Origin of the sequence: Pantoea sp. Fr+CA_20, assembly GCF_024520835.1 — a bacterium.
Classification (GTDB): domain Bacteria; phylum Pseudomonadota; class Gammaproteobacteria; order Enterobacterales; family Enterobacteriaceae; genus Pantoea; species Pantoea allii.
Map to the genome: position 1 here is coordinate 16,865 of NZ_JALNPN010000020.1, position 26,430 is coordinate 43,294.

General features: G+C 56.4%; 20 protein-coding genes. 17 read left to right on the plus strand and 3 right to left on the minus strand.

Annotated elements, in window-relative coordinates:
* Positions 1 to 2: 2 nt before the first annotated feature.
* From nirB to cobA, 3 genes are read left to right on the plus strand one after another with little or no spacing between them, the layout of a single operon-like run.
* Positions 3 to 4,076 carry a nitrite reductase large subunit NirB gene (gene nirB, locus NR177_RS19295; RefSeq protein WP_256853432.1) on the plus strand — a complete coding sequence of 1,358 codons (4,074 nt, stop codon included), beginning with the start codon at positions 3 to 5 and terminating at the stop codon, positions 4,074 to 4,076.
* A complete protein-coding gene (locus NR177_RS19300; RefSeq protein ID WP_256853433.1) occupies positions 4,073 to 6,694 on the plus strand; it encodes a nitrate reductase in 2,622 nt (873 codons plus the stop codon). The genes nirB and NR177_RS19300 overlap by 4 nt, the downstream gene beginning before the upstream one ends.
* Positions 6,691 to 7,512, plus strand: coding sequence for a uroporphyrinogen-III C-methyltransferase (gene cobA, locus NR177_RS19305; RefSeq protein ID WP_241536632.1), 822 nt, complete (start codon positions 6,691 to 6,693; stop codon positions 7,510 to 7,512). Before NR177_RS19300 ends, cobA begins: the two co-directional genes overlap by 4 nt.
* Before the next feature lie 31 nt (positions 7,513 to 7,543).
* On the opposite strand, the gene NR177_RS19310 is transcribed toward cobA, so the two are convergent.
* A complete protein-coding gene (locus tag NR177_RS19310) occupies positions 7,544 to 8,356 on the minus strand; it encodes a DeoR/GlpR family DNA-binding transcription regulator (protein ID WP_063879344.1) in 813 nt (270 codons plus the stop codon).
* 342 nt (positions 8,357 to 8,698) lie between these two features.
* On the opposite strand from NR177_RS19310, the gene NR177_RS19315 reads away from it, so the two are divergent.
* The 8 genes from NR177_RS19315 (at position 8,699) to NR177_RS19350 (ending at position 16,636) form a co-directional block, all read left to right on the plus strand.
* On the plus strand, positions 8,699 to 9,493 hold the full coding sequence (locus NR177_RS19315) for a GolD/DthD family dehydrogenase (protein WP_256853434.1): 795 nt from the start codon (positions 8,699 to 8,701) through the stop codon (positions 9,491 to 9,493).
* Positions 9,494 to 9,548: 55 nt separating this feature from the next.
* The gene (locus tag NR177_RS19320) at positions 9,549 to 10,484 is read left to right on the plus strand and encodes a D-ribose ABC transporter substrate-binding protein (protein ID WP_063879346.1); all 936 of its coding nucleotides are present in this window, start codon (positions 9,549 to 9,551) and stop codon (positions 10,482 to 10,484) included.
* Between the two features lie 45 nt (positions 10,485 to 10,529).
* Complete coding sequence (locus NR177_RS19325; RefSeq protein ID WP_256853435.1) at positions 10,530 to 11,141, plus strand: DUF2291 family protein; 612 nt, start codon at positions 10,530 to 10,532, stop codon at positions 11,139 to 11,141.
* Positions 11,142 to 11,151: 10 nt separating this feature from the next.
* On the plus strand, positions 11,152 to 12,678 hold the full coding sequence (locus tag NR177_RS19330) for a sugar ABC transporter ATP-binding protein (protein WP_172898177.1): 1,527 nt from the start codon (positions 11,152 to 11,154) through the stop codon (positions 12,676 to 12,678).
* Between the two features lie 17 nt (positions 12,679 to 12,695).
* Positions 12,696 to 13,763 carry an ABC transporter permease gene (locus tag NR177_RS19335; RefSeq protein WP_096012491.1) on the plus strand — a complete coding sequence of 356 codons (1,068 nt, stop codon included), beginning with the start codon at positions 12,696 to 12,698 and terminating at the stop codon, positions 13,761 to 13,763.
* Positions 13,764 to 13,775: 12 nt separating this feature from the next.
* Positions 13,776 to 14,570: a glucose 1-dehydrogenase gene (locus tag NR177_RS19340; protein ID WP_109716224.1), complete on the plus strand. Its 795-nt coding sequence runs from the start codon at positions 13,776 to 13,778 to the stop codon at positions 14,568 to 14,570.
* A gap of 138 nt (positions 14,571 to 14,708) precedes the next feature.
* A complete protein-coding gene (locus NR177_RS19345) occupies positions 14,709 to 16,172 on the plus strand; it encodes a YchO/YchP family invasin (protein WP_256853436.1) in 1,464 nt (487 codons plus the stop codon).
* A 284-nt stretch (positions 16,173 to 16,456) separates the two neighbouring features.
* Positions 16,457 to 16,636, plus strand: coding sequence for a hypothetical protein (locus NR177_RS19350; RefSeq protein WP_256853437.1), 180 nt, complete (start codon positions 16,457 to 16,459; stop codon positions 16,634 to 16,636).
* A 17-nt stretch (positions 16,637 to 16,653) separates the two neighbouring features.
* Here NR177_RS19350 and NR177_RS19355 read toward each other — a convergent pair whose 3' ends face one another.
* Positions 16,654 to 17,739 carry a porin gene (locus NR177_RS19355; RefSeq protein ID WP_283356074.1) on the minus strand — a complete coding sequence of 362 codons (1,086 nt, stop codon included), beginning with the start codon at positions 17,737 to 17,739 and terminating at the stop codon, positions 16,654 to 16,656.
* An 887-nt stretch (positions 17,740 to 18,626) separates the two neighbouring features.
* Here NR177_RS19355 and NR177_RS19360 point away from each other — a divergent pair.
* The 6 genes from NR177_RS19360 to spy all read left to right on the plus strand — a co-directional run bounded on the left by NR177_RS19360 (position 18,627) and on the right by spy (position 25,475).
* The gene (locus tag NR177_RS19360) at positions 18,627 to 19,847 is read left to right on the plus strand and encodes an aspartate aminotransferase family protein (protein ID WP_256853438.1); all 1,221 of its coding nucleotides are present in this window, start codon (positions 18,627 to 18,629) and stop codon (positions 19,845 to 19,847) included.
* Positions 19,844 to 20,875, plus strand: coding sequence for an arginine N-succinyltransferase (astA, locus tag NR177_RS19365; protein ID WP_109716228.1), 1,032 nt, complete (start codon positions 19,844 to 19,846; stop codon positions 20,873 to 20,875). Before NR177_RS19360 ends, astA begins: the two co-directional genes overlap by 4 nt.
* Positions 20,872 to 22,341, plus strand: coding sequence for a succinylglutamate-semialdehyde dehydrogenase (gene astD, locus NR177_RS19370; RefSeq protein WP_256853439.1), 1,470 nt, complete (start codon positions 20,872 to 20,874; stop codon positions 22,339 to 22,341). The genes astA and astD overlap by 4 nt, the downstream gene beginning before the upstream one ends.
* A complete protein-coding gene (gene astB / locus NR177_RS19375) occupies positions 22,338 to 23,663 on the plus strand; it encodes an N-succinylarginine dihydrolase (RefSeq protein WP_256853440.1) in 1,326 nt (441 codons plus the stop codon). Before astD ends, astB begins: the two co-directional genes overlap by 4 nt.
* A 48-nt stretch (positions 23,664 to 23,711) precedes the next feature.
* A complete protein-coding gene (gene astE, locus NR177_RS19380) occupies positions 23,712 to 24,707 on the plus strand; it encodes a succinylglutamate desuccinylase (RefSeq protein WP_109716231.1) in 996 nt (331 codons plus the stop codon).
* A gap of 282 nt (positions 24,708 to 24,989) precedes the next feature.
* Positions 24,990 to 25,475 (plus strand): ATP-independent periplasmic protein-refolding chaperone Spy, encoded by a 486-nt coding sequence (gene spy, locus NR177_RS19385; RefSeq protein ID WP_256853441.1) that lies wholly within the window; start codon positions 24,990 to 24,992, stop codon positions 25,473 to 25,475.
* Between the two features lie 82 nt (positions 25,476 to 25,557).
* Here spy and cho read toward each other — a convergent pair whose 3' ends face one another.
* Positions 25,558 to 26,421, minus strand: coding sequence for an excinuclease Cho (gene cho / locus NR177_RS19390; RefSeq protein WP_063879359.1), 864 nt, complete (start codon positions 26,419 to 26,421; stop codon positions 25,558 to 25,560).
* Positions 26,422 to 26,430: the final 9 nt, after the last annotated feature.

Consider the following 26,430-nt stretch of genomic DNA (forward strand, 5'->3'; position numbering starts at 1 on the left):
CCATGAGACAACGGCTGCTGGTGGTCGGTAATGGGATGGCGGGCATGCACACGGTGGAAACGCTGTTGCAGCTGGCGCCGACGCGTTATGACATTACGGTCATTGGCCGTGAACCGCAGGGTAACTATAACCGGGTGCTGTTGTCGCCGCTGCTGGCCGGCGAAAAAACCATTGAGCAAATCCTGATTCACGGCCCTGACTGGTACGCACGCCATGGCATTCGCTTACTGACCGGAGAAACGGCGGAGCAGGTCGATGTGGCTGGGCGCACCTTGCGGACCCGGCAGCGCCTGCTGCACTGGGATCGTTTGATTCTGGCGACCGGATCGCAGCCGCGCATGCCGCAGGTGGCAGGTATCGATCTGCCTCACGTCACGGCTTTCCGCACGCTGGAGGATGTGGATGCACTGCTGGCCGGCAGCGGTCCGGTCGTGGTAGCCGGTGGTGGATTTCTGGGCATTGAGGCCGCGGCAGCGCTTCGGGCGCAGGGACGCCAGGTGACGCTGGTGCATCGTCAGTCGCGTTTACTGGACAGGCAACTGGACGCCAGGGCGGGAGAATTACTGCTGGCTCAGCTCAGCGCGCGCGGTATCCGCTGTGAGCTGAATAGCAGTATCGCCGCAATTGGCCCGCAGTCCGTGCTGCTTAACGATGGGCGTCAACTGGCAGCGCAACAGGTCGTTATCGCGATTGGCGTGCAGCCAGAAACCGCGCTGGCCCAGGCATCGGGCATTCCCTGCCAGCGCGGCATCCTGGTGGACCGGCAGTTACGCAGCGCGCACGCTGGTATTTATGCGGTAGGTGAATGCTGTGAAATCAGCGGAGAAACCTTTGGTCTGGTTGCGCCTTGTCTGGCGCAGGCAGAGGTACTGGCAGCGCAGTTGGCCGGTTGTCCGCAGGCCGATTTCTACAGCGAAGCCACCGGCACGCGTCTCAAGGTCAGCGGCATTTCGCTGTTCAGCGCGGGCGATATTCGTGAAGCCCCGTCAATCACCAGTTTCGATCCGCTTTCCGGACACTATCGACGTCTTTTTCTGCAGCACGGACGGCTGAAAGGGGTGCTGCTGTATGGCGACAGCCAGCAGGGTGCCGCGTTGCTTAACACACTGCATAACGCCAGGCAGGTCTCAATGAATACCCTGTTTGGCCTTGATGAACCTGAAACGCAGCCGCAGGCTGCAGGAAACTCCGTGATGAATCACTCTAAACCTGTATTAGCCGTCGTGGGCCACGGCATGGTCAGTCACCATTTTCTGGAACAGCTGGTGGCGCGTGGCCTGCATCAGCATTATCACATCGTGGTGTACGGTGAAGAGCGCCATTCGGCCTACGATCGGGTGCACCTTTCTGAATACTTCACCGGCAAAAATGCCGCGCAGCTCTCGCTGGTCGCTGAGGACTTTTTTGCCCAACACGACATTGAACTGCGCAGCGGTTGCCGGGTAGAGGCGATCGATCGGCAACAGCGCAGCCTGCGCGACAGCGACGGCAAAGCACTGTGCTGGGACAAACTGGTGCTGGCGACCGGTTCACGGGCGTTTGTGCCACCGGTGCCGGGGCATGAGGGCGAGCGCTGCTTTGTTTACCGCACGCTGGACGATCTGGATGCGATCGCGGCCTGTGCCGACAAAAGTCAGCGCGGTGTGGTCATCGGCGGCGGCCTGCTGGGGCTGGAAGCGGCCAACGCGCTGAAACAGCTGGGGCTGGAAACCCATGTGGTTGAGTTTGCGCCACGCCTGATGGCGGTGCAGCTGGACGAGGGCGGTGCGCTGATGCTGCGGCAGAAAATTGACGCACTGGGCGTGACGGTTCACACCTCGAAGCAGACCGAACAGATTGAGACCCAGCCCGACGGGAGCCTGGTGCTACGCTTTGCCGATGGCGGCGAACTGGCGACCGATCTGGTGCTGTTCTCGGCGGGCATCCGACCGCGTGATGAGCTGGCCCGTAGTGCCGGGATCGGTGTTGGCCCGCGCGGCGGCATTGAGATCAATGACGTCTGCCAGACCAGCGACGATGACATTTATGCCATCGGCGAATGTGCCCTGTGGAACGGACAGATTTTTGGTCTGGTGGCGCCGGGATATCAGATGGCGCGCGTGCTGGCCGGGCATCTGGCGGACGAGCCGGCCCGGTTCAGCGGTGCCGATATGAGCACCAAACTGAAGCTGCTGGGCGTGGATGTCGCCTCCTTTGGTGATGCGCACGGCAAAACGGCAGGCAGCCTGAGCTACCACTGGGCTGATGGTCCGAAGGGCATTTACAAGAAAATCGTGGTCAGCGCCGACAGCAAACTGCTGCTGGGCGGGGTGCTGGTCGGCGACAGCAGCGACTACGCCACGCTGCTGCAAATGATGTTAAACGCCATGCCGCTGCCGGATTCCCCGGAAGGGTTGATTCTGCCTGCGCTGAACGGCGCTCCGGTCAAAGGGCTGGGCGTGGCCACGCTGCCCGACAGCGCCCAGGTCTGCTCCTGCCACAATGTAAGCAAAGGCGATATCTGTAGCGCGGTGCAGAGCGGCTGTGGCGATATGGCCAGCATTAAAAGCTGCACGAAAGCCGCAACGGGCTGTGGGGGCTGTTCGGCATTAGTGAAGCAGGTGATGGAGTTCCAGTTGGAAAACCTGGGCGTTGAGGTGAAAAAAGATATCTGCGAACACTTCGCCTATTCACGTCAGGCGCTTTACCACCTGATCCGCATCAATGAAATCAAAACCTTTGATGATCTGCTGGCGAGCCACGGACGTGGCTGTGGTTGCGAGATCTGTAAACCGCTGGTTGGGTCGCTGCTGGCCTCGTGCTGGAATGATTATTTACTGAAACCGGCCCATCTGCCGCTTCAGGATACCAACGATCGTTACTTCGCCAATATCCAGAAAGATGGCACCTATTCGGTCGTGCCGCGCGTACCAGGGGGGGAGATCACCCCACAGGGGCTGATCGCCATTGGCGAAGTGGCGGCGCGTTACGACCTCTACACCAAAATCACCGGCGGTCAGCGTATCGACCTGTTTGGCGCGCGACTGGATCAGCTGCCCGACATCTGGGAAACCTTGCTGGCGGCAGGCTTTGAAACCGGCCATGCCTACGGGAAATCGCTGCGTACGGTAAAATCCTGCGTGGGCTCCACCTGGTGTCGCTATGGCGTGCAGGATTCGACGGCCTTCGCCATCGCGCTGGAGAACCGTTATAAGGGCCTGCGCGCACCGCATAAAATCAAGATGGCCGTCTCGGGTTGTACCCGCGAATGTGCCGAAGCGCAGAGCAAAGACATTGGGGTGATCGCCACGGAAAAGGGCTGGAATCTGTATGTTTGCGGCAATGGCGGCATGAAGCCGCGCCATGCGGAGCTGTTTGCCAGCGATCTGGATGATGAAACCCTGATCCGGTATGTCGATCGCATTCTGATGTTCTACGTGCGGACGGCAGATCGCTTGCAGCGCACCAGCGTCTGGATGGATAACATGGAAGGCGGACTGGCGTATTTGCGCGACGTGGTGATCAACGACAGCCTCGGTATCGCGGCGCAGCTGGAGCAGGAGATGCAGCAGGTCTTGGACACCTACCAGTGTGAATGGCAGACCACGCTGGCTGAACCCTCGCGGCGGGCGCTGTTTACCGCGACGGTGAACAGCGATCACCCGGATGAAACGCTGCACTATGCCCGCGTACGCGGCCAGCGTCAGCCGCACACGGCGACCGGCATTCCGCTGATGCATCTGCCCGCTGACCCCTGGAGCGCGGTGTGTTCCCTGGAGGCGATCCCCGCCGGTGCGGGAATCGGTGCACGGCTTGGCAGCGTCCGTATTGCGCTGTTCCGTTTTGGCAACGACTGTTACGCACTGGAAGATCGCGAGCCAGGCAGCGATGCCAGCGTCCTGTCCCGTGGCATCCTTGGCGATGTGGCGGGTGAACCTGTGGTCATTTCACCGATCTACAAACAGCGCGTGCGCCTGCGTGACGGGCAAAGCCTGGATAACCCGCAGCACCAGCTGCGTTGCTGGCCGGTGAAACTGGAAGCCGGTCAGGTCTGGGTCGCCAACCGCCCACTGAACCTCATGGCGCAGGCATCATGAAAACCACCTGTGCCTATTGCGGCGTGGGCTGTGGCGTCGAGGTGACACTGAATCACAGCGAATCTGCACAGGTGAGTGGCGATCCGTTGCATCCGGCCAATCTCGGGCGGCTGTGCGTTAAAGGGGCGGCGCTGGGAGAAACCCTGACCCGGACAGGACGCTTACTGCATCCCCAAATTAACCAACAGCCGGTGAGCATGGCGGCAGCGCTGGATGCCGCCGCCGATGGACTCCGGCAGATTATCGCGGAGCATGGCCCAGAGGCGGTGGCTTTTTACGGCTCAGGCCAGCTGCTCACGGAAGATTACTACGTGGCGAACAAGCTGATGAAAGGCTTTCTTGGCGTCGCAAATATCGACACCAACTCGCGCCTGTGTATGGCTTCTGCGGTAGTGGGCTACAAGCGCGCGTTCGGGGCGGATGCGGTGCCGTGCTGTTATGAGGATCTGGATCAGGCTGATGCGATCGTCATGGTCGGCTCTAACGCAGCCTGGGCACATCCGGTGATTTTTCAGCGCCTGAAACAGGCAAAACAGCAACGGCCTGAGATGCAGGTGGTGGTGATCGATCCCCGTCGCACCGCCAGCTGTGACATCGCTGATGTCCACCTGCCGCTGCGCCCGGGCAGCGATCCGGCGCTGTTTTCGGGCTTACTGCACTGGCTGGCGCAGCATCAGGGAATAGATGCGACGATGTTGCCACATCTGGACGGCGTTGAAACCACCCTGCAGGCCGCCAGCCAGTGGGGCATTGCCGAGGTCGCTGAACACTGTGATCTGACCGAGGAGCAGGTGGTGGCCTTTTATCAGCTGTTTGCCCGGCGTGACCGTGTCCTGACGTTGTGGTGCATGGGCATCAACCAGTCACAGAGCGGCAGTGACAATAACAATGCGATAATTAATGCGCATCTTCTCAGCGGAAAAATAGGCCGTCCCGGCTGTGGGCCATTTTCACTCACCGGCCAGCCCAATGCGATGGGCGGACGTGAAGTGGGCGGCTTAGCCAACCAGCTGGCGGCGCACATGAGCTTTAACGAAGCGGACTGCGATCGTTTACAGCGTTTCTGGCACAGCCCGACCATGGCGCGCCAGCCCGGACTGACCGCGGTGGCGCTGTTTGACGCGATTGAGCGAGGTGAGGTGAAAGCCGTCTGGATCATGGGAACCAATCCGGCGGTGTCAATGCCGGAAGGCAACCGCGTGGCGCGGGCGCTGGCCAACTGTCCGCTGGTGATCGTCTCCGACGTGCTGGCGCAAACGGATACCACAGCCTTTGCCCATATTCTGTTACCCGCCCAGGGCTGGGGCGAAAAAAACGGCACCGTGACCAATTCTGAACGACGTATTTCCCGCCAGCGCGCATTTGTTGCACCCGCCGGGGAGGCCAAACCCGACTGGTGGCTACTGGCGCAGGTGGCGCAGCGGCTCGGCTTCGCCCAGGCATTTAACTGGACCCATCCGGCGGCGATCTTCCGCGAGCACGCGGCGCTGTCCGGCTTTGAGAACCACGGCGAACGCGCCTTCGATATCAGCGGCCTGGCGCAGCTCAGCGATGCCGAGTGGGATGCGCTGACGCCAATACAGTGGCCGATCAATGCTCAACATCCGCAAGGCTGCGCCCGGCTGTTCAGCGACCGGCGTTTTTATCATGCCGATGGCAAGGCACGGCTGCTGCCACCAGCCACGCCGTCGCCGTTGGTGCGCAATGCCCGTTATCCCTTACTGATGAACACGGGGCGCATACGCGATCAGTGGCACACCATGACGCGCACCGGGCTGGTGCCTCGCCTGATGCAGCACTGTGACGAGCCTTTTGCCGCCTTGCATCCCGAAGAGGCGCGCCGTTATGGCTTGTCTGCCGGGGCGCTGGCGCGCGTGCAGTCAGAATGGGGATGGATGGTGGTGCGCGTGACGCTGGACAGCGGCCTGCGGCGCGGTGAACTCTTTGTGCCGATGCACTGGAACCGCCAGTTCAGCCTGCAAGGCAATGTCGGTGGCGTCGTCGCATCGACCCGCTGTCCGGTTTCGGCCCAGCCTGCCTTTAAACAAACGGCAGTGCGCATCCAGCCGTTAGTAACCTGCTGGCAGGGCTGGCTCTGGCAGCGCGACAGTACCGCGCCCGCCGCACTGCGCTACTGGGCGCGTACGCCGTACGCCGGTTCGCAACGTTTTGTGGTGGCCGGAGAGGCCACGCCGCAGCGTTGGCTGGCGTCTCAGTTCAACCTCGAAGGCTATCAGCTGCAAACTGCCAGCGGGGGCGATCACAGCTACCGGCTGCTGGCATGGCGCGAGGGCGAGCTGCAACTGGCATTTTATGCCGATCGGCGTTTACCCGAGGTAGATCACGATCTGGTTGCCCTGGCCTTTCGTCAGGCCCCCGCGGACGCGGCTGAACGTCATGCCTTGCTGGCGGGGCAGGCGGCGCAGAGCCCTGCGACTGGCCGCCTTATCTGTAGCTGTTTTGGCGTAGGCGAACAAACGATATTGCATGCCATTAGCCAGGGTTGCCACAGCACCCAGGCTCTGGGCAAAACGCTCCAGTGCGGCACCAACTGCGGCTCCTGCTTGCCGGAGCTAAAACACCTTCTGCTTTCCGTCTCTGTCCCGGAGGAATTATGACGCTGGCAATACACGCTTTAGATAAACTGCTGGCACCTGAGAAGGCGTCCAGCGCAGGACGGGTCTGGTTAGTAGGTGCCGGACCGGGGGATGTCGAACTGCTCACGGTGAAGGCGCTACGTTTGCTGCACCGTGCTGAAGTGGTGGTCTATGATCGCCTGGTCAGTGAGGCGGTCATGGCAGAAGTGCCAGACAGCGCGCTTTGCATTGACGTCGGCAAACGGCCCGGTCATCACGGCCTGAAACAGGCACAGATCAATCAACTGCTGGTCGATCTGGCCACCAGCGGGCGCAACATCGTTCGACTGAAGGGCGGCGATCCCTTTATTTTTGGTCGCGGTGGTGAAGAGATGGTGAGCCTGCAGCAGGCCAACATTGTCTGCGAAGTGGTGCCTGGTATCACCGCCGCCGTGGGGTGCGCCGCCGCAAGCGGGATTCCGCTTACGCATCGGGATTGTGCCCAGTCACTGCGCTTTATCACCGGACACGGGCGCAGCGGAGAGCCTCAACTGGATGCCGCCGCGCTCTCAGCCACTAACCAGACGCTGGTGTTTTACATGGGGCTGAGCTGGAGCAGCGTGATTAGCGCCCGGTTGTGTGAGTACGGTCGCAGGGAGGATACGCCGGTAGCGATTATTGAAAACGGCACGCGCCAGGATCAGCGGGTGCTGATCACCACGCTGGCAGTGCTGCCGGAGACCATTGCGCAGCAACAACCGGTTTCCCCTTCATTGCTGATCGTTGGCGATGTCGTCCGCTACTACCGTGCCGATCTGCTTGCCCAACACTGTACAGAGGCGGCTATCCGCCAGGCGTAATAGCCAGGTTGTGACCGGATGCGCGGTGACATCAGGGGGCGCGGCGAGCGGGTAGCGGGGCGACCAGAACCTTCACGCCCAGCGCTTCAAACGCGCTGATGTGGGCCTGACTGATCCCGCTGTCGGTAATCAGGTAGTGAATATGGCTCCAGTCGCAGGGCAGCGCAAACATCGACACTTTATCAATCTTACTGGAGTCGGCCACCACGTAGACGGTGCTGGCGGATTTGATCATCGCCATTTTCACTTTGATATCGGTTTCGCTGGGAAAGCTCAGGCCGAGACGTGGCGAGATACAGGCGGTGGCGAGAAACAGCTTCTCCGACAGCACATTCTCAAAGAAGCTGGCGGCCTTGTCACCGGAGGTCGAAAGCGTCGGAAATTTAAACGTACCGCCCGTCAGCAGCACATTGATCCCTGGCTCGCCGCCCAGCTTCAGGGCGATATTCACCGCGGTCGTCACCACCGATAAACGCCGGATATGGCTGATGGCATCGGCGATAGCCGTGGTGGTGGTGCCGGAATCGAAAATCACCGTATCACCGTTTTCGATATGCTGGGCTGCCAGGCGTCCAATCGCGTCTTTTTCTTCCATGTGGGTCTGACGTTCCAGCTGCAGCAGGCCGGTATTCTGCTTACCCGTCATCAGGGTCGCGCCGCCGTGATAACGCTGCACAAAGCCCTGCTTTTGCAGCATTCGCAGGTCGGTGCGCAGCGTGGCTTCGGTCAGTCCGAACGTCTTTGTCAGCGCTTTCACCGTCACCGTTCCGTCTTCCCTAATCATCTCCAGGATCTTTTCACGGCGCTGTTGCATTTCAGCTAACTGCTCAGTTTTGCTTTTCAATCGAAACGCTCCCTCTTTTAATCGCATCGGGCTTATGGCGATAACGCGTTGTCGCAGAGTTTAACCCGCAGGTTTCGCCTTTGCGAGTCGGCAAATAAAGATGTTAATTTTCGTTCGAAAGTGTATATGCGTCACTTTTCATGACTTTTGCATCCGCTACAGCAGTGCAATCCCTCTCTTTCTGCCCGTTTGCAACCGCGATCACGCGCTTTTAACCGAATGACGCCGTCAGACAGGCAGTGTTGCGAAATTTGATCTTAGCCACATTAACCATCAATTCGATAGCTTATATTTTTGTTCGAAAATGAATGCGGCAAATAAAATACCAAAGAGGACTGGCGGATGAGCGGTGAATATGACGTTAACCTGCGCTATGGCGTAGATAACACAATGAATCTGAGCGGCAAAGTGGCCGTGGTAACGGGCGGGCTGGGCGGTATCGCCATGGCCAGTAATCAGATGCTGCTGGAGAAAGGGGCGAGCCTGGCGCTGCTTTATCCGCCCTTTGAAGCGGATAAGGTCGACAGCGCGCGCGCAGCCCTGGCCGGACAGGTGCAGTTTATTTGCTGCGATGTAACCGATCCTGCCGACGTTGAGCAGGCTTTCGATGCCATTGTTGAACACTACGGTCATCTCGACATTCTGGTGAACTGTGCCGGCTACGTGATGCTTCAGCCGGTGCTGGAAACCGATTTTGCCGAATGGCAAAAACAGATCGCCGTGAACCTGACCGGGCCGTTTCTTTGCTCACAGGCCGCGGGCAAACGTATGGTCAACGCCGGAAACGGCGGCAAAATCATTAATATCGCCTCACAGGCGGCGTCCATCGCCATCGACAACCACGTTGCTTACACCTCTGCCAAAGCCGGTTTGCTGGGCATGACCAAAGTGATGGCGAAAGAGTTCGCCCCGCACCGGATTAACGTTAATACCCTGTCGCCCACCGTGGTGCTCACCCCCATGGGCGAAAAAGCCTGGCGCGGCGAGAAGGGCACCGAAATGAAAAAACTGATCCCTTTAGGTCGCTTTGCCTATACCGACGAGATTGCCGCTGCCGTGCTGTTTTTTGCCAGCAACGGCAGCGACATGATTACCGGTGCCGATCTGATGATCGACGGTGGCTTTACCATCTGGTAAGGCCACCGCCAGGCGCCCGTTTCCCCCTGCCATAACGACAATAGCGAGACACACCATGAAAAAAACGACGTTGCTCTGCACCACGCTTGCCGCCTGTTTGTTTTCTCACACCGCGCTGGCGGTTGAAAAAGGCACCATCATGATTTTGGTTAACTCACTGGACAACCCCTATTACGCCTCCGAGGCGAAGGGCGCAAATATGAAAGCTCAGGAACTGGGCTACAAGACCTCGGTGCTCTCTCACGGGGAAGACGTGAAGAAGCAAAATGAACTGATTGATGCGGCTATTGGCAAAAAAGTGCAGGGCATTATCCTGGACAACGCGGACTCCACGGCCAGCGTGGCAGCCATCCAAAAAGCCAAACAGGCCGGTATTCCAGTGGTGCTGATCAACCGTGAAATTCCGGTGGACGATGTGGCGCTGGAGCAAATTACCCACAATAACTTCCAGGCCGGTTCTGATGTGGCCAACGTGTTTGTCGAGAAGATGGGGGAAAAAGGGAAATACGCCGAGCTGACCTGCAACCTCGCGGACAACAACTGCGTCACCCGTTCAAAATCCTTTCACCAGGTGCTGGAACAGTATCCCGATATGCAGAGCGTTGCGCGCCAGGATGCCAAAGGCACACTCATCGATGGCAAGCGCATTATGGACAGTATTCTGCAGGCTCACCCTGATGTGAAAGGGGTTATCTGCGGTAACGGCCCGGTGGCGCTAGGCGCGATTGCCGCCCTGAAAGCGGCCGGACGCAACGACGTGGTAGTAGTGGGAATTGATGGCAGCAACGATGAACGCGATGCGGTACAGGCCGGAACGTTAAAAGCCACTGTGATGTTACAGGCGCAGGCGATAGCGGCTCAGGGCGTGACAGACCTGGATAACTATATCCAGAAAGGCACGAAACCGGAGAAACAGCGCGTGATGTTTCGCGGCATTCTGATCACACCGGAAAATGCAAAAAACGTACAGGACTTTAACTACAAGTCGTAATCCATCGTTGTCGCGCCCGTACTGACGGGCGCCAGGGAGAATGTCATGTACAACCGACTCTGGCTGATACCGATCGTGATGGCGCTCGGTGGCTGTCGCATTGTGTCGCAGCAGGAACTGGCGGATCTTAAGAACCCACCCAATCCCCATATGGCCCATATCAATCAACTCTGGCAGCAGACGTTAGTGCCACAAATCGTCGCGCAGGCGAAACCGCTGAGTGAGTTCACACAGCGCCTGCAGTCAGAGAAGGATCTGGACAGCGCCTGTCGCGCGCTGGGCTATCGGGCGCAGAGCGAGAATCCCTGCATATTTAGCGTCAGCGTGAGCGGGGAAGTCACCGCGCTGGATATCACCTCGCGCAACGGCAAAATGAAAATTAAAGACGCATCAGGTGACACTGTCACGGTTCAGGTTGGGCCGATCATTCGCGGAACGGCATTGCGGGATGCCTACAAAGGGGCCAGCTATCAGGACTTTAACGATCAGGTGCTGTTCAGCGACTTTGGCAAAGCCATCAATCAGCAGGCGGTCACCATGATGCACAACGCCGGGGTAAAACCCGGTGACCGGGTTAACGTGGTGGGCGTTTTTAGCAGCTGGGATATCCCGCATACGCTACCCGATATCACGCCAGCCCACATCACGCGTCAGTAAGGAGTTGATCATGCAGGTTACTGAGCAGCAAGACGACGTCATTATTGAGACGCGGGGCCTGTCGCGGGTCTATCCGGGCGTGACCGCCCTTGATCAGGTTAACTATCGGGTTTATCGCAACAAGGTCAATGTGCTCATCGGGGAAAACGGCGCCGGTAAATCCACCATGATGAAGATGCTGGCAGGGGTGGAAAGTCCGTCGTCTGGCGACATTTTGCTGGATGGCAAACCTGTCAGGCTGCATTCCACCCAACAGGCCGAAAAACTGGGCATCAGCATCATCTTTCAGGAGCTGAACCTGTTCCCGAATATGAATGTGATGGACAACATCTTTATCGCCAACGAGTTCTTCCAGCGCGGCGTTATCAACGAAAAGTATCAGTATCAGCTGGCAAAAGCCTTGCTGGAACGGCTGGAGCTGGACGTCGATCCCTATGCTGCGCTGGATGCGTTGGGCATTGGTCATCAACAGTTGGTCGAGATTGCCCGCGCGCTGTCGAAAGATACACGGGTGCTGATTATGGATGAGCCGACCAGCGCCCTGAGTCAGTCGGAGGTCAAAGTGCTGTTCAACGTCATTGAACAGCTCAAGCGACGCGGCGTCACCATCATCTATATCTCGCATCGGCTGGAGGAGCTGATGGAGATTGGCGACCACATTACGATTTTCCGGGATGGCCGTTTTATCGCCGCGCGTGAAGTGCGCGACGTCAGCGTGCCCTGGATCATTGCGCAAATGGTCGGGGACAAGAAAAAACATTTTGACTATCAACCCGCTCCTCAGGGCGACAGGGTGCTGCAGGTTGATGGCCTGACTGCACTGCATCAAAACGGCGGCTACCGGCTCAACGCGGTGAGCTTCAGCCTGCACAAGGGGGAAGTGATAGGGATTTATGGCCTGCTGGGGGCCGGGCGAACCGAGCTGTTCAAAGGACTTACAGGATTACTACCTTGTCAGAGCGGGGATATTCAGTTAAGCGGTCAGCGGTTGGACAACTGCAGTTTTCAGCAGCGCCTTAAGCGCGGTATCACCTTGGTGCCCGAGGATCGTAAAGGTGAAGGCGTTATCGAACTGATGTCGATCACCGCTAACATGACGCTCTCCAGTCTCAGCCTGCGCGGCTTTCGACGCGCGCTGGGCATCGTGCATCCTGACAAAGAGCGGCAGCGTGTGAATGAAATGATTCAGCACCTGGCGATTAAAGTCAGCGACAGCGAGTTACCCATCAGTGCGTTAAGCGGCGGAAACCAGCAGAAAGTGGTACTGGGAAAAGCCTTGATGACCGGGCCAAAGGTGGTGCTGTTGGATGAGCCTACCCGCGGCATTGATGTGGGTGCCAAGACCGATGTTTATCACCTGATTGGCAAACTGGCGCAGCAGGGGCTGGCGGTGATGTTTTCTTCGTCGGAACTGGATGAGGTCATGGCGCTTGCTGACCGGATTCTGGTGATGGCCGATGGTCGCATTACTGCCGATCTGCCCCGTGCCGATGCAACGCGCGAAAAACTGATTAGCGCGTCCACCCCGCAAGCCTGAGGTTGCTGGAGAATAAGATGAACCAAAAATATCTGCTGTACATGTACTTACTCAAGGCGCGCACCTTTATTGCGCTGCTGATCGTGGTCGGCTTTTTTAGCGTAATGGTACCTAATTTTCTTACGCCGTCGAACCTGCTGATTATGACCCAGCATGTGGCGATTACCGGGCTGCTGGCAATTGGTATGACGCTGGTGATCCTGACCGGTGGCATCGACCTGTCGGTCGGGGCCGTTGCCGGGATCTGTGGCATGGTGGCGGGTGCCTTACTCACTGTGGGCGTGCCGCTGTGGGGCGGGGATCGGCTGTTTCTTAACGTGCCGGAAGTGATTCTCGTCGTGGCGCTGTTCGGGATGCTGGTCGGCATGGTTAACGGCGCGATGATTACCCGGCTTGGCGTAGCACCCTTTATCTGCACACTGGGCATGATGTATGTCGCCCGCGGCGCGGCGCTGCTGTTTAACGATGGTGCGACCTACGCCAATCTGGTGGGCATTCCGGCGCTGGGCAATACCGGCTTCTCGTTACTGGGTTCTGGCACCGTGCTCGGGGTGTTTATTCCCATCTGGCTGATGATTGGCTTTTTACTTCTTGGCCTGTACCTGACGCGTAAAACGCCGCTTGGGCGCTATATCTATGCCACCGGCGGTAATGAGTCGGCAGCGCGGCTGGCGGGCGTGCCCATTATCAAAGTGAAAGTGTTTGTTTATGCCTTTTCCGGGCTGTGCGCGGGATTAGTGGGGTTGGTGGTGGCTTCTCAGTTACAGACCGCGCATCCCATGACGGGCAATATGTTTGAGATGGACGCCATCGGCGCCACGGTGCTCGGCGGAACGGCGCTGGCCGGTGGACGCGGTCGCGTATCAGGTTCCATTATCGGTGCCTTCGTTATCGTTTTTCTGGCCGATGGCATGGTGATGATGGGCGTCAGTGATTTCTGGCAGATGGTGATCAAAGGCGTGGTGATTGTGACCGCCGTGGTGATTGACCAGTTCCAGCAGCGTTTACAAAGCAAAGTGATATTACTGCGCCGTCATGAAAAAAAGCAGCCAGTGACGCCGCAAGCTGACATCCGTCATGGATAACAGGAGAGAACAATGACACGAGATTTCAATGGAAAAACGGTGGTGATCACCGGTGCCTGCCGCGGTATCGGCGCAGGCATTGCTGCCCGCTTTGCCCGCGAGGGTGCAAACCTGGTGATGTTGTCCAATTCCGAACGCGTATTTGCCACGGCCGACAGTTTGCGGCCCCTTGCCGCCTCGATTCTGGCCCTGCAGGTGGATGTAACCGATGAAGACGAAGTGCAGCAGGTGTATCAGCAGGCATTTGAGCGCTTTGGCCGGATCGACGTCTCCATTCAAAATGCAGGTGTGATTACCATTGATACTTTTGACAACATGCCCAAAAGCGATTTCGAACGCGTGCTGGCTGTGAATACCACGGGTGTCTGGCTGTGCTGTCGTGAAGCTGCCAAATACATGGTGCAGCAAAACGGCGGCAGCCTGATTAATACCTCTTCAGGCCAGGGGCGCAAAGGCTTTATCTATACGCCGCACTACGCTGCCAGCAAGATGGGGGTGATTGGCATTACGCAAAGCCTGGCGCTGGAGCTGGCGCGCTGGAATATTACGGTCAATGCGTTTTGCCCTGGCATCATTGAAAGTGAAATGTGGGATTACAACGATCGCGTCTGGGGCGAAATTCTCAGCACGGAGCATAAGACCTACGCTAAAGGCGAGCTGATGGCGGAGTGGGTGGAGAACATTCCTCTTAAGCGGGCCGGGCAACCTCAGGACGTCGCAGGGCTGGTGGCTTTTCTCGCATCGGATGATGCGCGTTACATTACCGGGCAAACCGTGAATGTGGATGGCGGGCTGATATTTTCCTAAAACCGGGTTGCTACCGGCCCGCTGTGCACAGGGTCGGTGGCTGCCTTCAGCACAAATATCGAGTCAAGTCATGAATCTGGGTCACATTATGCTAAAATAATCAGCGCTGGTTTTGTTTTTCTTTCAGAAAACCACCTGATGATTTTTCTGCCCGGACGTAATGATTTGATGCTTAAACCTGTGACTTTCTTTCTGGCTTCACTGACCACGCTTGTAGCGCTGCCTGCCGGTGCGCTGCAAACGGACAATCAGGTGCCAGAAACCCCCTTTGGCGATCCTGCGCGCTTTCAACATTCACTGGACGACCTTCCTTCTTTGGGCAACGTCGAAGATAACAACGAATGGAGCGAAAGGCTGGCGAAGGCGGCCAAAAGCATCGCGGAAGCCAGCGAAAGCAGCAGTGATTTAACCCTGGGCGAGCAGGCCGGGCAGTGGGCTTTTGAACGACTGCGCGATGAACTGGCTACGCGGGTTGAGAATGAAGGCCAGTCTCTACTGTCACCTTATGGCAACGCCGAGTTCAACTTAAACGTCGATATGGACGGTAACTTTGAGGGCACCGGCGGCAATCTGTTTAGCCCGCTCGCCGACAGAAATCACTCTCTGACGTTCAGTCAGCTCGGGCTTCATGACTCCGTTGAAGGTGTGGTAGGCAATGCGGGGCTGGGTCAGCGCTGGGACGCGGGCAACTGGTTGGTGGGATATAACGGTTTTATCGATCGCAGTTTTCGCAGTGGACTTCAGCGTGCGTCAGTCGGCACCGAGGCCTGGAGCAGCAATCTGCGGTTGTCTGCTAACTACTATCATCCGCTGTCGGGATGGCGTAATCGCGGTGACAGCCAGCAATATCGCATGGCCGAAGGCTACGACATCACCAGCCAAAGCTATTTGCCTTTTTACCGTCAACTGGGTGTGTCATTCAGTTATCAGCAATACCTTGGCGAAAAGGTTGACCTGTTTAACAGCGGCAATCGCTACCATAATCCGGCCGCGCTTTCGCTTGGGCTGTCTTATACGCCGGTGCCGCTGGTGACCTTCTCGGCCAGCCATAAAACCAGCAGTGCCGGTGAGAGCCAGGACCAGCTTGGCCTGAAGCTTAACTATCGCTTTGGTGTGGCGCTGAGCAAGCAGTTGGATGCCAACAATGTGGCCGAAGTGCGTTCGTTGCGCGGCAGTCGCTACGACACCGTTACGCGTAGCCAAAACCCGGTGATGGCTTACCGGCAGCGTAAGACGTTATCGGTTTTCCTGGCGACGCCACCCTGGCAGCTCAATCCTGGCGAAAGCGTACCGCTTAAGCTTCAGCTGCGCGCCAGTAACGCGATTAAGTCGCTTAGCTGGCAAGGGGACACTCAGGCGCTGAGCCTGACATCGCCGCCAAATAATAATGCGACCGACGGCTGGAGCGTGATTGTTCCGCCCTGGGACAGCACGCCGGGTGCCAGCAATGAGTACCGTTTGTCAGTCACGGTGGAAGACAGTAAACAGCAACGCGTAACGTCAAACTGGATCACCCTGCAAGTTAAACCGCCTTTGTCGATGGATGAACCGCCTGGCGGAACCATGTCGTCCTCCGCCAGCGGGCTGAGCTTCACGGAATAACGGCAGAATAAAGTGTGATTTGCGTCATGCTTTTTTTGCTGGACACTACGCACTAGCCTTCACAGAAGCGGCAAAAACACGACCTGTCTGCATAACAAGATTCGTCATCTACCCGATCTCTGGGTGAGACGCCTGTTGCTCTGGCACCTGACCTGCACCTGATGACGCCACAGGAAGCGAGGTTTATTTCCTGCTTGTTTTGTCGCTGGCTACGCAGGCAGACGACCGGGGATGCCGTTTGGGAATAAAATCACCCTCTGCCGATGGAACAATCTGCATCGATATTGAAATCTACCTGCGTGAAAGGCGTGAAAGGCGTGAAAGGCGTGAAAGGCGTGAAAGGCGTGAAAGGCGTGAAAGGCGTGGGGGAGCGGGCCGATGCAGCCGAATCGCTTTTATCGATTGCCGCTGATATGCCGTGTTCTAAAGAAAAACGGCCCGTCAGACACAGGCCGGGCCGTTGAACAATGAGGGTGATTTATCAGAACTGGTAGGTCATACCTACGCCCGTCACGTCGTCTGTTGCCAGACCTAACGGGTTGTTTTTCTTCAGCAGGTTGATTTTGTACTCAGCATAGACTGACATGTTTTTGTTAAAGTAGTAGGTCGCACCTAACGCCGTATATTTGTACAGATCAGCCTCGCCAATCCCTTCAAGATCTTTCGCTTTTGACGCGACATAGCCTACAGACGGACGTAAGCCATTCAGGAACTGATACTGCGCGACCACTTCCGTGTTTTGTGTTTTGTTGGCAAAACCGTTGGAAACTGGCATGGGTGTAGCATTGAGGGTTTCACCATACATGGCTGCCAGATAGATCTGGTTAGCATCGTATTTTACCGCTGTTGCCCACAGCTGAGCTTTATTACCCCGGCCAAATGTGGCGGTATTTTGTGCTGCTATGCGGTTCAGGCTGGCATAGGAACCGACAAAGCTCAGACCAAAGTCAAAGTCGTAGGACGTTGACAGGGCAAAACCATCGCCGTTAGAACGACGTACTTCAAGGCCATTATCCTGAGTGCTGGTGCGGTCATTTTTGCCTTCATACTGCGCGGCAACGTTCCAGCCTTTTACCAGACCAAAGAAGTCTTTGTTGCGCCAGGTCAGCAGGCCGCCCGAGCGCAGGCTCAGGAATGCATCTGCGTTAGCAGAATCGCCGCCAAACACGGGCAGCATATCGGTATAGCCCAGCGCGTCATAGACCAGACCGTAGTTACGACCGTAGTCCAGCGATCCCAGCGCGCCATATTTCAGGCCAGCATAGCCCAGACGAGTTTTGTTGCCGCTGTTCGCGTCACTGCCTTCAGAGTTTTTCAGGCTGTACTGATATTGCCAGAAACCGTAACCGGTTAGCTGATCGGCGATGGACGTTTCACCTTTGAAACCTAAGCGTGTATAACTGGCGTCGCTATTATTTGACTTATCGTCAGAAAAATAACGCAGTACGTTAACCTTGCCTTGAATATCCAGCTTATTCCCGTCTTTATTATAAATCTGTGCGGCCTGAGCAGTAGACAGACCGATCAGTAACGGCATTAATGCCGCCACTAATGTGCGCTTCATCATTTATTATTTACCCTGTGGTTATATTATTATTTCCCCTCTTTTGGGGTGAAAAGAAAATGACACAAATTGTTAATTCAGCCTAGCGCAATAAGTGTAACTAAATGTGTACCCAGGGGAACTAAATCTCAATAAAGCCAATTCGGCGGCCATCGTGCGCCTGTCAGTGTTTTTTCTTATGACCCCGTTAGCAATGTAAAGGATAAAAATGCATATAAAACAGGGGATTGTTGATTTCATCGGTGAGGGATAAAGCAATATGGCAAAAAAATGATAACACCAGCTATCTTGCTTGAATAATAAACACATTTTGTACTATAAATAAACAATAAAGACTTTTCATCTAATCATTAGCGCGCTTATTAATAATTTATCCCGTCCTAAATAATTTATTAACGTTCTGATGATAACCCGGGAAACAATATTAACGGCTTCGCATAAGTATATTTAAACAAATAAAGAGAGCATATTTTAATCACCCGCCAGTAATAACCTGGGTTATTGCTCGGCTTATTGCGTTTACTTTTCTACGGATATTGATCACAGCCTGCACCACGCCCAGGCAACTGCCCCATTTTGAGGCGGTTTTTGCACGTTTTTGAGCAGATAATTTATCAGCGATCACAAAAGCGATATTTCATCCCGCCATTGCATAATTCTGCTTTAAAAAGCTCTGCTATCGGCCCCCGCTAAGATGATTATTCACTATTTATGCAAATAAAGTGAATGGTGGCCTTTTGTAACCTATTGATATTTCGTCAGGCAATCCGTTTTATGCATTTTAGTCCTTGGCTGGCACGCTATCTGCAAACTAGAGTAGGGCCAGATTCATTACATTTTTAACAATTAACAAACAATTACGTTACCCGCTGGGGAACAGGAGAAGGGTTATGTCACTGCAGGTTTCGCGTCATGATTTTGATCAATGGATGATGCCCGTTTATGCACCCGCGAGTTTCGTACCGGTACGTGCTGAGGGATCTACCGTCTGGGATCAGCAGGGGAAAGACTATATCGACTTCGCAGGCGGCATTGCGGTCAACGCTCTCGGGCATGCGCATCCGGCGCTCCAGCAGGTGCTTCAGGATCAGGCCTCACGGCTGTGGCACACCGGCAACGGTTATACGAATGAACCCGTTTTACGCCTGGCCAAACAGCTGATTGACGCCACCTTTGCCGACCGGGTTTTCTTTTGTAACTCCGGTGCCGAGGCCAACGAAGCGGCGCTTAAGCTGGCCCGCAAGGTGGCACACGACAGGGTTGGAATGCATAAAAGCGGCATCGTGGCGTTTAAGAATGCCTTTCATGGGCGCACCCTGTTTACGGTTTCTGCAGGCGGTCAGCCAGCCTATTCCAACGATTTTGCGCCGCTGCCTGCTGACATTCAGCATGCCACATTTAATGACCTTGACTCTGCGGCTGCCCTGATTAACGACAGTACCTGCGCCGTGATTGTTGAACCGATCCAGGGGGAAGGGGGCGTTGTGCCTGCTGAACCCGCGTTCCTGCGTGGGTTGCGTGAGTTGTGTGACAAACATCAGGCGTTGCTCATTTTTGACGAAGTGCAGAGCGGCGTGGGACGCACCGGCGCGCTGTACGCCTATATGCACTATGGCGTAACGCCAGACGTGCTGACCAGCGCCAAGGCACTGGGCGGTGGCTTCCCTATTGGTGCCATGCTGACGCGAGAAGATCTGGCTCAGGTTATGGGCGTAGGCACTCATGGCACCACCTATGGCGGCAATCCGCTGGCGGGTGCGGTGGCCGGAAAAGTCATGGAACTGATTAACCGGCCTGAAGTGATGGACGGCGTCGCGCAGCGTCATGCCTGGATTGTGGCGGCACTGGACGACCTCAATCAACGCCTGCACCTGTTTAAAGAGGTTCGCGGGTTGGGCTTACTGATTGGTGCCGTGCTCAGCGACGACTTTGCCGGTAAAGCGAAACAGATCAATCTCGCGGCTGCCGAGCAGGGCGTTATGGTGCTGATTGCTGGTGCTAACGTGGTGCGCTTCGCGCCTGCACTGAACATCAGCGAACAGGAAGTGAAGACCGGTATGGCACGCTTTGCCCAGGCCTGTGAACACCTGCTACAGGGAAACGCATCATGATGGTGATCCGTCCGGTTGAGCGGGACGATCTCAGCCAACTGATGGAACTGGCGGCGAAAACGGGCGGAGGATTGACCTCGTTGCCGGTTGACAGCGCCACCTTACAGGCACGAATTGAACGCTCGCTACAAACCTGGCAGGGCACGTTGCCGCGTGCCGAGCAGGGCTATGTGTTCGTGCTGGCCGACAGTCACGATAACCGCGCGGTAGGGATCTGCGCCATTGAGGTGGCGGTTGGGCTTCAGGAACCCTGGTATAACTTTCGTGTAGGAACACAGGTGCACGCCTCGAAAGAGCTGAACGTTTACGCCGCCTTACCGACCTTATCCTTAAGCAACGATCATACTGGCAGCAGCGAACTCTGCACGTTGTTCCTGGATGCCGACTACCGCGATGGCAAAAACGGTTACCTGTTGTCGAAATCACGCTTTCTGTTTATGGCGAATTTCCGCGAACACTTTATGGCGCGGGTGGTCGCCGAAATGCGCGGCGTGAGTGATGAGCAGGGACACTCACCGTTTTGGGACAGCGTAGGCATCCACTTCTTCTCTATGGAATTCCGCAAAGCCGATTTTCTCAGTGGCACCGGGCAAAAAGCCTTTATTGCCGAACTGATGCCAAAACATCCGCTTTATCTGCACTACCTCACGCCGGAAGCGCAGGCCGTGATCGGTCAGGTACATCCTAAAACTGCACCCGCGCGTACGGTGCTGGAAGCTGAAGGCTTTCGCTATCGCCAGTATATCGACATCTTCGATGGCGGCCCGACGCTGGAGTGCGATATCGATGACATTCGTGCAGTACGCGAGAGCCGGTTGCTTACCGTACAAAAAGGCGATGTACAGCAGGATGCGCCGCTCTGTTTAGTGGCAAATACCGATTATCACCAGTTTCGCGTGGCACTTTTACCGGTCGATCCGACCGCGCAACGTATTCAGCTCAATGATGAACAACTGCAGGCATTACAGTGCCAGCCGGGCGACAGCCTGCGCGTGGTCACGCTGTGCAGTGAGGAGAAAAAAGCATGACGCACCTTATCAACGGACTCTGGATCAACGGCGAGTCAGGGCGCTTTACAAAACAGGACCCGGTGAGTGGCGACCTGCTGTGGCAAGGGTTAGCCGCCTCGTCAGAGCAGGTAAGTGCGGCCTGTCAGGCGGCGCGGGCGGCGTTTCCGGCATGGGCACGACAGCCTTTTACCGCGCGTCAGGCCATTGTGGAACGCTTTGCGGCACAACTTGAGGCGCACAAAACGGCGCTGGCCGAGATCATCGCCCAGGAAACGGGAAAACCACGCTGGGAAGCCCTGACGGAAGTCACGGCGATGATCAATAAAATCGCCATTTCAGTGAAAGCTTACCATCAGCGCACCGGTGAACAGCAGCAGGGTGAGAGCGCCCTGCGCCACCGTCCTCATGGCGTGCTGGCGGTCTTTGGCCCCTATAACTTTCCGGGGCATTTGCCCAACGGGCACATCGTACCTGCCTTACTGGCCGGGAATTGCGTGGTGTTTAAACCGAGTGAACTGACGCCGGCTACCGCAGAGAAAACCCTGCAGCTGTGGCTGGCGGCGGGCGTGCCGGCCGGTGTCATTGGGCTGCTTCAGGGCGGTCGTGAAACCGGTCAGGCACTGGCGGCGGAACCGGACATTGACGGACTGCTGTTTACCGGCAGCGCACATACCGGTTATCAGTTACATCGTCAGTTTGCCGGGCAACCGGAAAAAATGCTGGCGCTGGAGATGGGCGGCAACAATGCCTTGATCGTTGAGGACCCTGCGGACATGGATGGTGCAGTACATATTGCCATTCAGTCGGCATTTATTACGGCAGGTCAGCGCTGTACCTGCGCCCGCCGTCTGCTGGTACGGCGCGGTGCGGCGGGCGATACTTTTCTGCAACGTCTGGTCGAGGTGACCGCCCGGCTGCAGCCCGGCGCCTGGAATGCCGATCCGCAACCCTTTATGGGCAGTGTGATTTCCTGCGCCGCTGCCGAAAAGATTTATGCCGAATGGCAGCAGCGCGTGGCGATGGGCGGCAAGGTGCTGCTGGAGATGCGTTGGCCCGATCGTCAACAGGCGTTGTTAACGCCGGGGATTATCGACCTGACCGCGGTAGACAATGTGCCCGATGAAGAGGTGTTCGGGCCGTTGCTGGGCGTGATTCGTTATGACGATTATCCGCAGGCCATTCGTCTGGCCAACCAGACACGCTATGGGCTGTCATGCGGGTTGATTTCGCCGTCTCGCGCGCAGTTTGAACAGCTGCTGCTGGAAGCGCGTGCCGGGATCGTGAACTGGAATAAGCCCCTGACGGGCGCTGCCAGCACGGCACCCTTCGGCGGTATCGGTGCATCGGGTAACCATCGTGCCAGTGCCTGGTATGCGGCCGATTACTGCGCCTGGCCGATGGCTTCGCTGGAATCGTCTCAGCTTACCTTGCCTGATGTTTTGTCACCGGGCCTGGACTTTTCGCCGCAAGGAGCGCGTTCATGAAAGCCATTGAAGCGAATTTCGACGGGCTGGTCGGGCTGACGCACCATTATGCGGGGCTGTCGTTTGGTAATGAAGCCTCGACGCGCAACCAGCGGCAACCCTCAAATCCACGCCTGGCGGCAAAGCAGGGCTTGCTGAAAATGAAAGCCCTGGCGGATATGGGTTTTGTTCAGGGTGTGATCCCGCCTCATGAGCGGCCCAATATCGCGGTACTGCGCCAGTTGGGGTTTAGCGGCAGTGATGCGCAGGTACTGGAAAAAGCCGGGAGAACCGCACCCGCACTGTTGTCAGCGGCCAGCTCGGCCTCGGCGATGTGGGTGGCTAACGCCGCCACGGTTTCGCCTTCTGCCGACAGCGCCGACCACCGCGTTCATCTCACCGTGGCGAATCTCAATAATAAATTTCACCGTGCAATTGAAGCGCCTGAAACGGCGGCATTGTTGCGCGCGATATTTCGCGATCCCCATCACTTCACCGTCCATGAGGCGCTGCCCCAGGTGGCCATGTTCGGCGACGAGGGTGCCGCTAATCATAACCGCCTTGGCGGGGACTATGGCGATGTTGGAGTACAGCTGTTTATCTACGGTCGCGATAACTCGTCTGGCGCGGCCCCGCAGCGCTATCCTGCGCGGCAAACCCGTGAGGCCAGCGAAGCCGTCGCACGTTTACACCAGCTTGCGCCTGACCAGGTGATTTTCGCTCAGCAACATCCCCAGGTCATCGATCAGGGTGTTTTTCACAATGATGTGATTGCAGTCAGCAATCAGCAGATGCTGTTCTGCCATCAGCAGGCCTTTGTCGATCAGCCTGGGTTGCTGAACCGTCTTCGTGAACGTGTTCCGGGCTTTGTCGCCCTTGAAGTGCCCAGCGCACGTGTTTCCGTTCAGGATGCGGTCAATACTTACCTGTTTAACAGCCAGCTTCTTACCCGTGCCGACGGCAGTATGATGCTGGTGCTGCCTGAAGAGTCACGCCAGCATCAGGGCGTTTGGGATTATCTGCTTGAGCAGGTGGAAAGCGAGGGACCCTTACAGTCATTACAGGTGTTTGATCTGCGTGAAAGTATGCATAATGGCGGTGGCCCTGCCTGCCTGCGTCTGCGCGTGGTATTAACGCCAGATGAGCAACGGGCCGTTAACCCTGCGGTACTGATGAACGATCGCCTGTTTACTTCGCTAAATCAGTGGGTCGATCGCCACTACCGTGACAGATTAACGCAAGACGATTTAGGCGATCCGCAATTGCTGCAAGAAGGGCGGGTTGCCCTTGATGAATTGACCAGGCTGCTAGACTTAGGAAATGTGTATGCATTTCAGCAGTGAAGCAGGCGTTGCCATGAGGGCTGCCTGCTTCCGGTCTTAGGAGGAACGATGCAGGACTTTTTACAGCAGACGCTGTCTGGTGACGCACCGCGTATGCGTAGAGGTGAGACAGCGCATCTTCGCTGGCAGTGGTTGTATCACGGTATTCTGCTCATGGAGCCAAAGACGCCTGTGAAACAGGCGTTGGTACTTTCGGCAGGGATTCACGGTAATGAAACCGCCCCGGTAGAAATCCTTAACCAGCTTATTACGCCTTTACTTCAGGGCGAAAAACCACTTCAGCAGCGAATGCTGGTGGTATTAGGTAATCCTTCAGCGCTGCGTGCGGGAAAACGCTATGTGGGATATGACATCAACCGGCTGTTTGGTGGTCGCTGGCAGCAGATTGACGACGGTGATGAAGCGCGCCGGGTTCTCCGTCTGGAACAGATGCTGGAGAACTTCTGGCAACTGGGTGAGTGCGATGAAACCCGTTGGCACCTGGATATGCACACGGCGCTGCGCGGTTCTTACCACACGCGTTTTGGCGTAATGCCGCTGAATGATCGGCCATGGCCAGAGCCCTTTTTGCACTGGCTGGCGGTTGCCGGGCTTGAGGCGCTGGTCTTTCACCGTTCGCCCGCGGGCACCTTTACCCATTTTAGCTGTGAACACTTTGGTGCAGCCAGCTGTACCCTGGAGCTGGGTCAGGCGCGACCTTTTGGCGAAAACGATTTGACGCAGTTCAGCGCTGTCTCTCAGGCACTGGCAGCATTGCTGTATGGCGAGTCCTTGCCGGAAGCGCAATCTGTTCCGCGTCGCTATCGGGTAAGCCAGCAGATCACCCGCCACAGTGAAAAGTTTCAGCTTCATATGAGCGACGACACCAAGAACTTTACCGCCTTTCCGCAGGGCGCTTTGCTAGCGGAAGACGGGGAAAGGCGCTATTTCGTGCAGCAGGCGCGGGAATATGTGTTGTTCCCCAATCCCCGTGTGGCTCTGGGGTTGCGGGCTGGACTCATGCTGATCGAAGAGAGTGAGCAAACCCAGGCTTTGCCCCTTTGACGTTATCGATACAAAATAGCGGAAGACACCTTCCGCTTTACTGCTAAAGGCATTACAATTCTCCACGATTTATCCGAAATCTCCTGATTATTCATACTCTTTTTCAATTTCTGACGCCTTTCTTCTTAATCCCTCCATGATTGCCTGAATTGTGGCTTTTGCGCTTTCACGCTTTTACTCTCGCTCGCAGTAATTGACGTTCAACGTCGTATGCTTGTTTCCGAAGACGCGACAGAGTGCTGTCGTTACGAAACTGAACAAGTGAATAAAAAGGACACTGTTATGCGTAAATTAACTTCTCTGTTACTGGCTTCAACTCTGGCATTCGGCGCGGCAACGGTTGTTCATGCTGAAGCCGACAATCTGACGCCACCACCGGCAGGCACGGAAAAGCCGATGCATAAACCGATGCGTCACGGTATGGATATGATGTTTGGCGGGCTGAATCTGACACCAGACCAGAAAACCAAAATGCACGAAATTATGAAAGAGCGCCGCGATGAAATGCAGCGCCCGTCACAGGATGAACGTCGTGCAACGCACGCCATCATCGCTTCTGACAGCTTCGACAAAGCCCAGGCTGAAGCGCAGGCAGATAAAATGACCGCGAATGCCAAAGCCAACGCGGTGACCATGATGGAAACCCAAAATAAACTGTATAACGTGCTGACGCCGGAGCAGAAAAAACAGTACAACGCGAATTTTGAAAAGCACCTGACTGAAAAACGTCCGATGCACGGCAAGATGGCACCTGCACCCGCTCAATAAGCCGCACGTTAATCAGTAAAGACGGTTGAAGACCGCCGACCTTGCCCACCTGGCGTGGGCAGTGTCGGCGGTTTTTTTTATTCTAAAGGGGAATAATGGGGTAATGACCAGACAATACCGGACTGCAGAGAATTTTGTAGCCGTCGTGATCGAACCCGCCTTTGCCGCGTTTAAGGGACTTTGCCTCGTCCATCGTTTGCACGGAACCCAGATAGAACCAGTGATCGATAACGTGGATTTGCGTCAGGTGTTTACCTTCTTCCACCAGTGCCACCGCACCTTGCCATGGCCAGCAGAATACCCGGACGTTTTCCAGCGCGGCGAGCAGTCGGTCCTGATGATCGCTGACCGGTTCCTTGCCACAGCAGGCACCGGCACAGCGGCGCAGGGCAGAACGAAAGCAGCCCCGGTTGGCACTCAACGCTTCCAGCCCTAACAAGCCGTGGCACAGCTGATATTCATCGGCAAGCTGCTTAAGACGTTCCAGCGCGGCAAAACGGCTGCGGTAAAGACCAAACAGGTTCGGCGACTGGCTAAAATCGACGTCACGGGCATACACCACTTCCGGTTTACCCTCTGCGGTAATTTGCAGAGAACAAAGCTGACGATTTTTGCGCAGGCGTTTATTAAACAGGGGCTGCTGCGTTTTGATCATTTGCGCTTCCAGCAGCAGCGCACCGAGATCGCCTGCTGTGGGGATCCAGCTAACGCGCCGCGACTGGCGTAACATTTTTGCTTCATCGGGTGTACGAAAGTGGGACATCACGCGCGAACGCAGATTAACGCTTTTGCCGATGTAAAGCGGCAAGGTATCGCTGTCGCCATGAAAAGTATAAACGCCGGGCTGATTTGGCAGGCCTTCGAGCCATTCACGCAAATGTTCCGGATATTCATAAATGGTTGCCGCGTCAAATTCGAGGCGATGAGTGGCTGCACGTCTGACCAAAACGGACTC

Coding starts and splice junctions, on each gene's coding strand:
- astA (WP_109716228.1), top strand. CDS start 19,844: ATGATGGTGATCCGTCCGGTTGAGCGGGACGATCTCAGCCAACTGATG.
- NR177_RS19360 (WP_256853438.1), top strand. CDS start 18,627: ATGTCACTGCAGGTTTCGCGTCATGATTTTGATCAATGGATGATGCCC.
- NR177_RS19355 (WP_283356074.1), bottom strand. CDS start 17,739: ATGATGAAGCGCACATTAGTGGCGGCATTAATGCCGTTACTGATCGGT.
- NR177_RS19320 (WP_063879346.1), top strand. CDS start 9,549: ATGAAAAAAACGACGTTGCTCTGCACCACGCTTGCCGCCTGTTTGTTT.
- nirB (WP_256853432.1), top strand. CDS start 3: ATGAGACAACGGCTGCTGGTGGTCGGTAATGGGATGGCGGGCATGCAC.
- astB (WP_256853440.1), top strand. CDS start 22,338: ATGAAAGCCATTGAAGCGAATTTCGACGGGCTGGTCGGGCTGACGCAC.
- cobA (WP_241536632.1), top strand. CDS start 6,691: ATGACGCTGGCAATACACGCTTTAGATAAACTGCTGGCACCTGAGAAG.
- NR177_RS19300 (WP_256853433.1), top strand. CDS start 4,073: ATGAAAACCACCTGTGCCTATTGCGGCGTGGGCTGTGGCGTCGAGGTG.
- astD (WP_256853439.1), top strand. CDS start 20,872: ATGACGCACCTTATCAACGGACTCTGGATCAACGGCGAGTCAGGGCGC.
- NR177_RS19325 (WP_256853435.1), top strand. CDS start 10,530: ATGTACAACCGACTCTGGCTGATACCGATCGTGATGGCGCTCGGTGGC.
- NR177_RS19340 (WP_109716224.1), top strand. CDS start 13,776: ATGACACGAGATTTCAATGGAAAAACGGTGGTGATCACCGGTGCCTGC.
- astE (WP_109716231.1), top strand. CDS start 23,712: ATGCAGGACTTTTTACAGCAGACGCTGTCTGGTGACGCACCGCGTATG.
- NR177_RS19345 (WP_256853436.1), top strand. CDS start 14,709: ATGATTTTTCTGCCCGGACGTAATGATTTGATGCTTAAACCTGTGACT.
- NR177_RS19330 (WP_172898177.1), top strand. CDS start 11,152: ATGCAGGTTACTGAGCAGCAAGACGACGTCATTATTGAGACGCGGGGC.
- spy (WP_256853441.1), top strand. CDS start 24,990: ATGCGTAAATTAACTTCTCTGTTACTGGCTTCAACTCTGGCATTCGGC.
- NR177_RS19315 (WP_256853434.1), top strand. CDS start 8,699: ATGAGCGGTGAATATGACGTTAACCTGCGCTATGGCGTAGATAACACA.
- NR177_RS19335 (WP_096012491.1), top strand. CDS start 12,696: ATGAACCAAAAATATCTGCTGTACATGTACTTACTCAAGGCGCGCACC.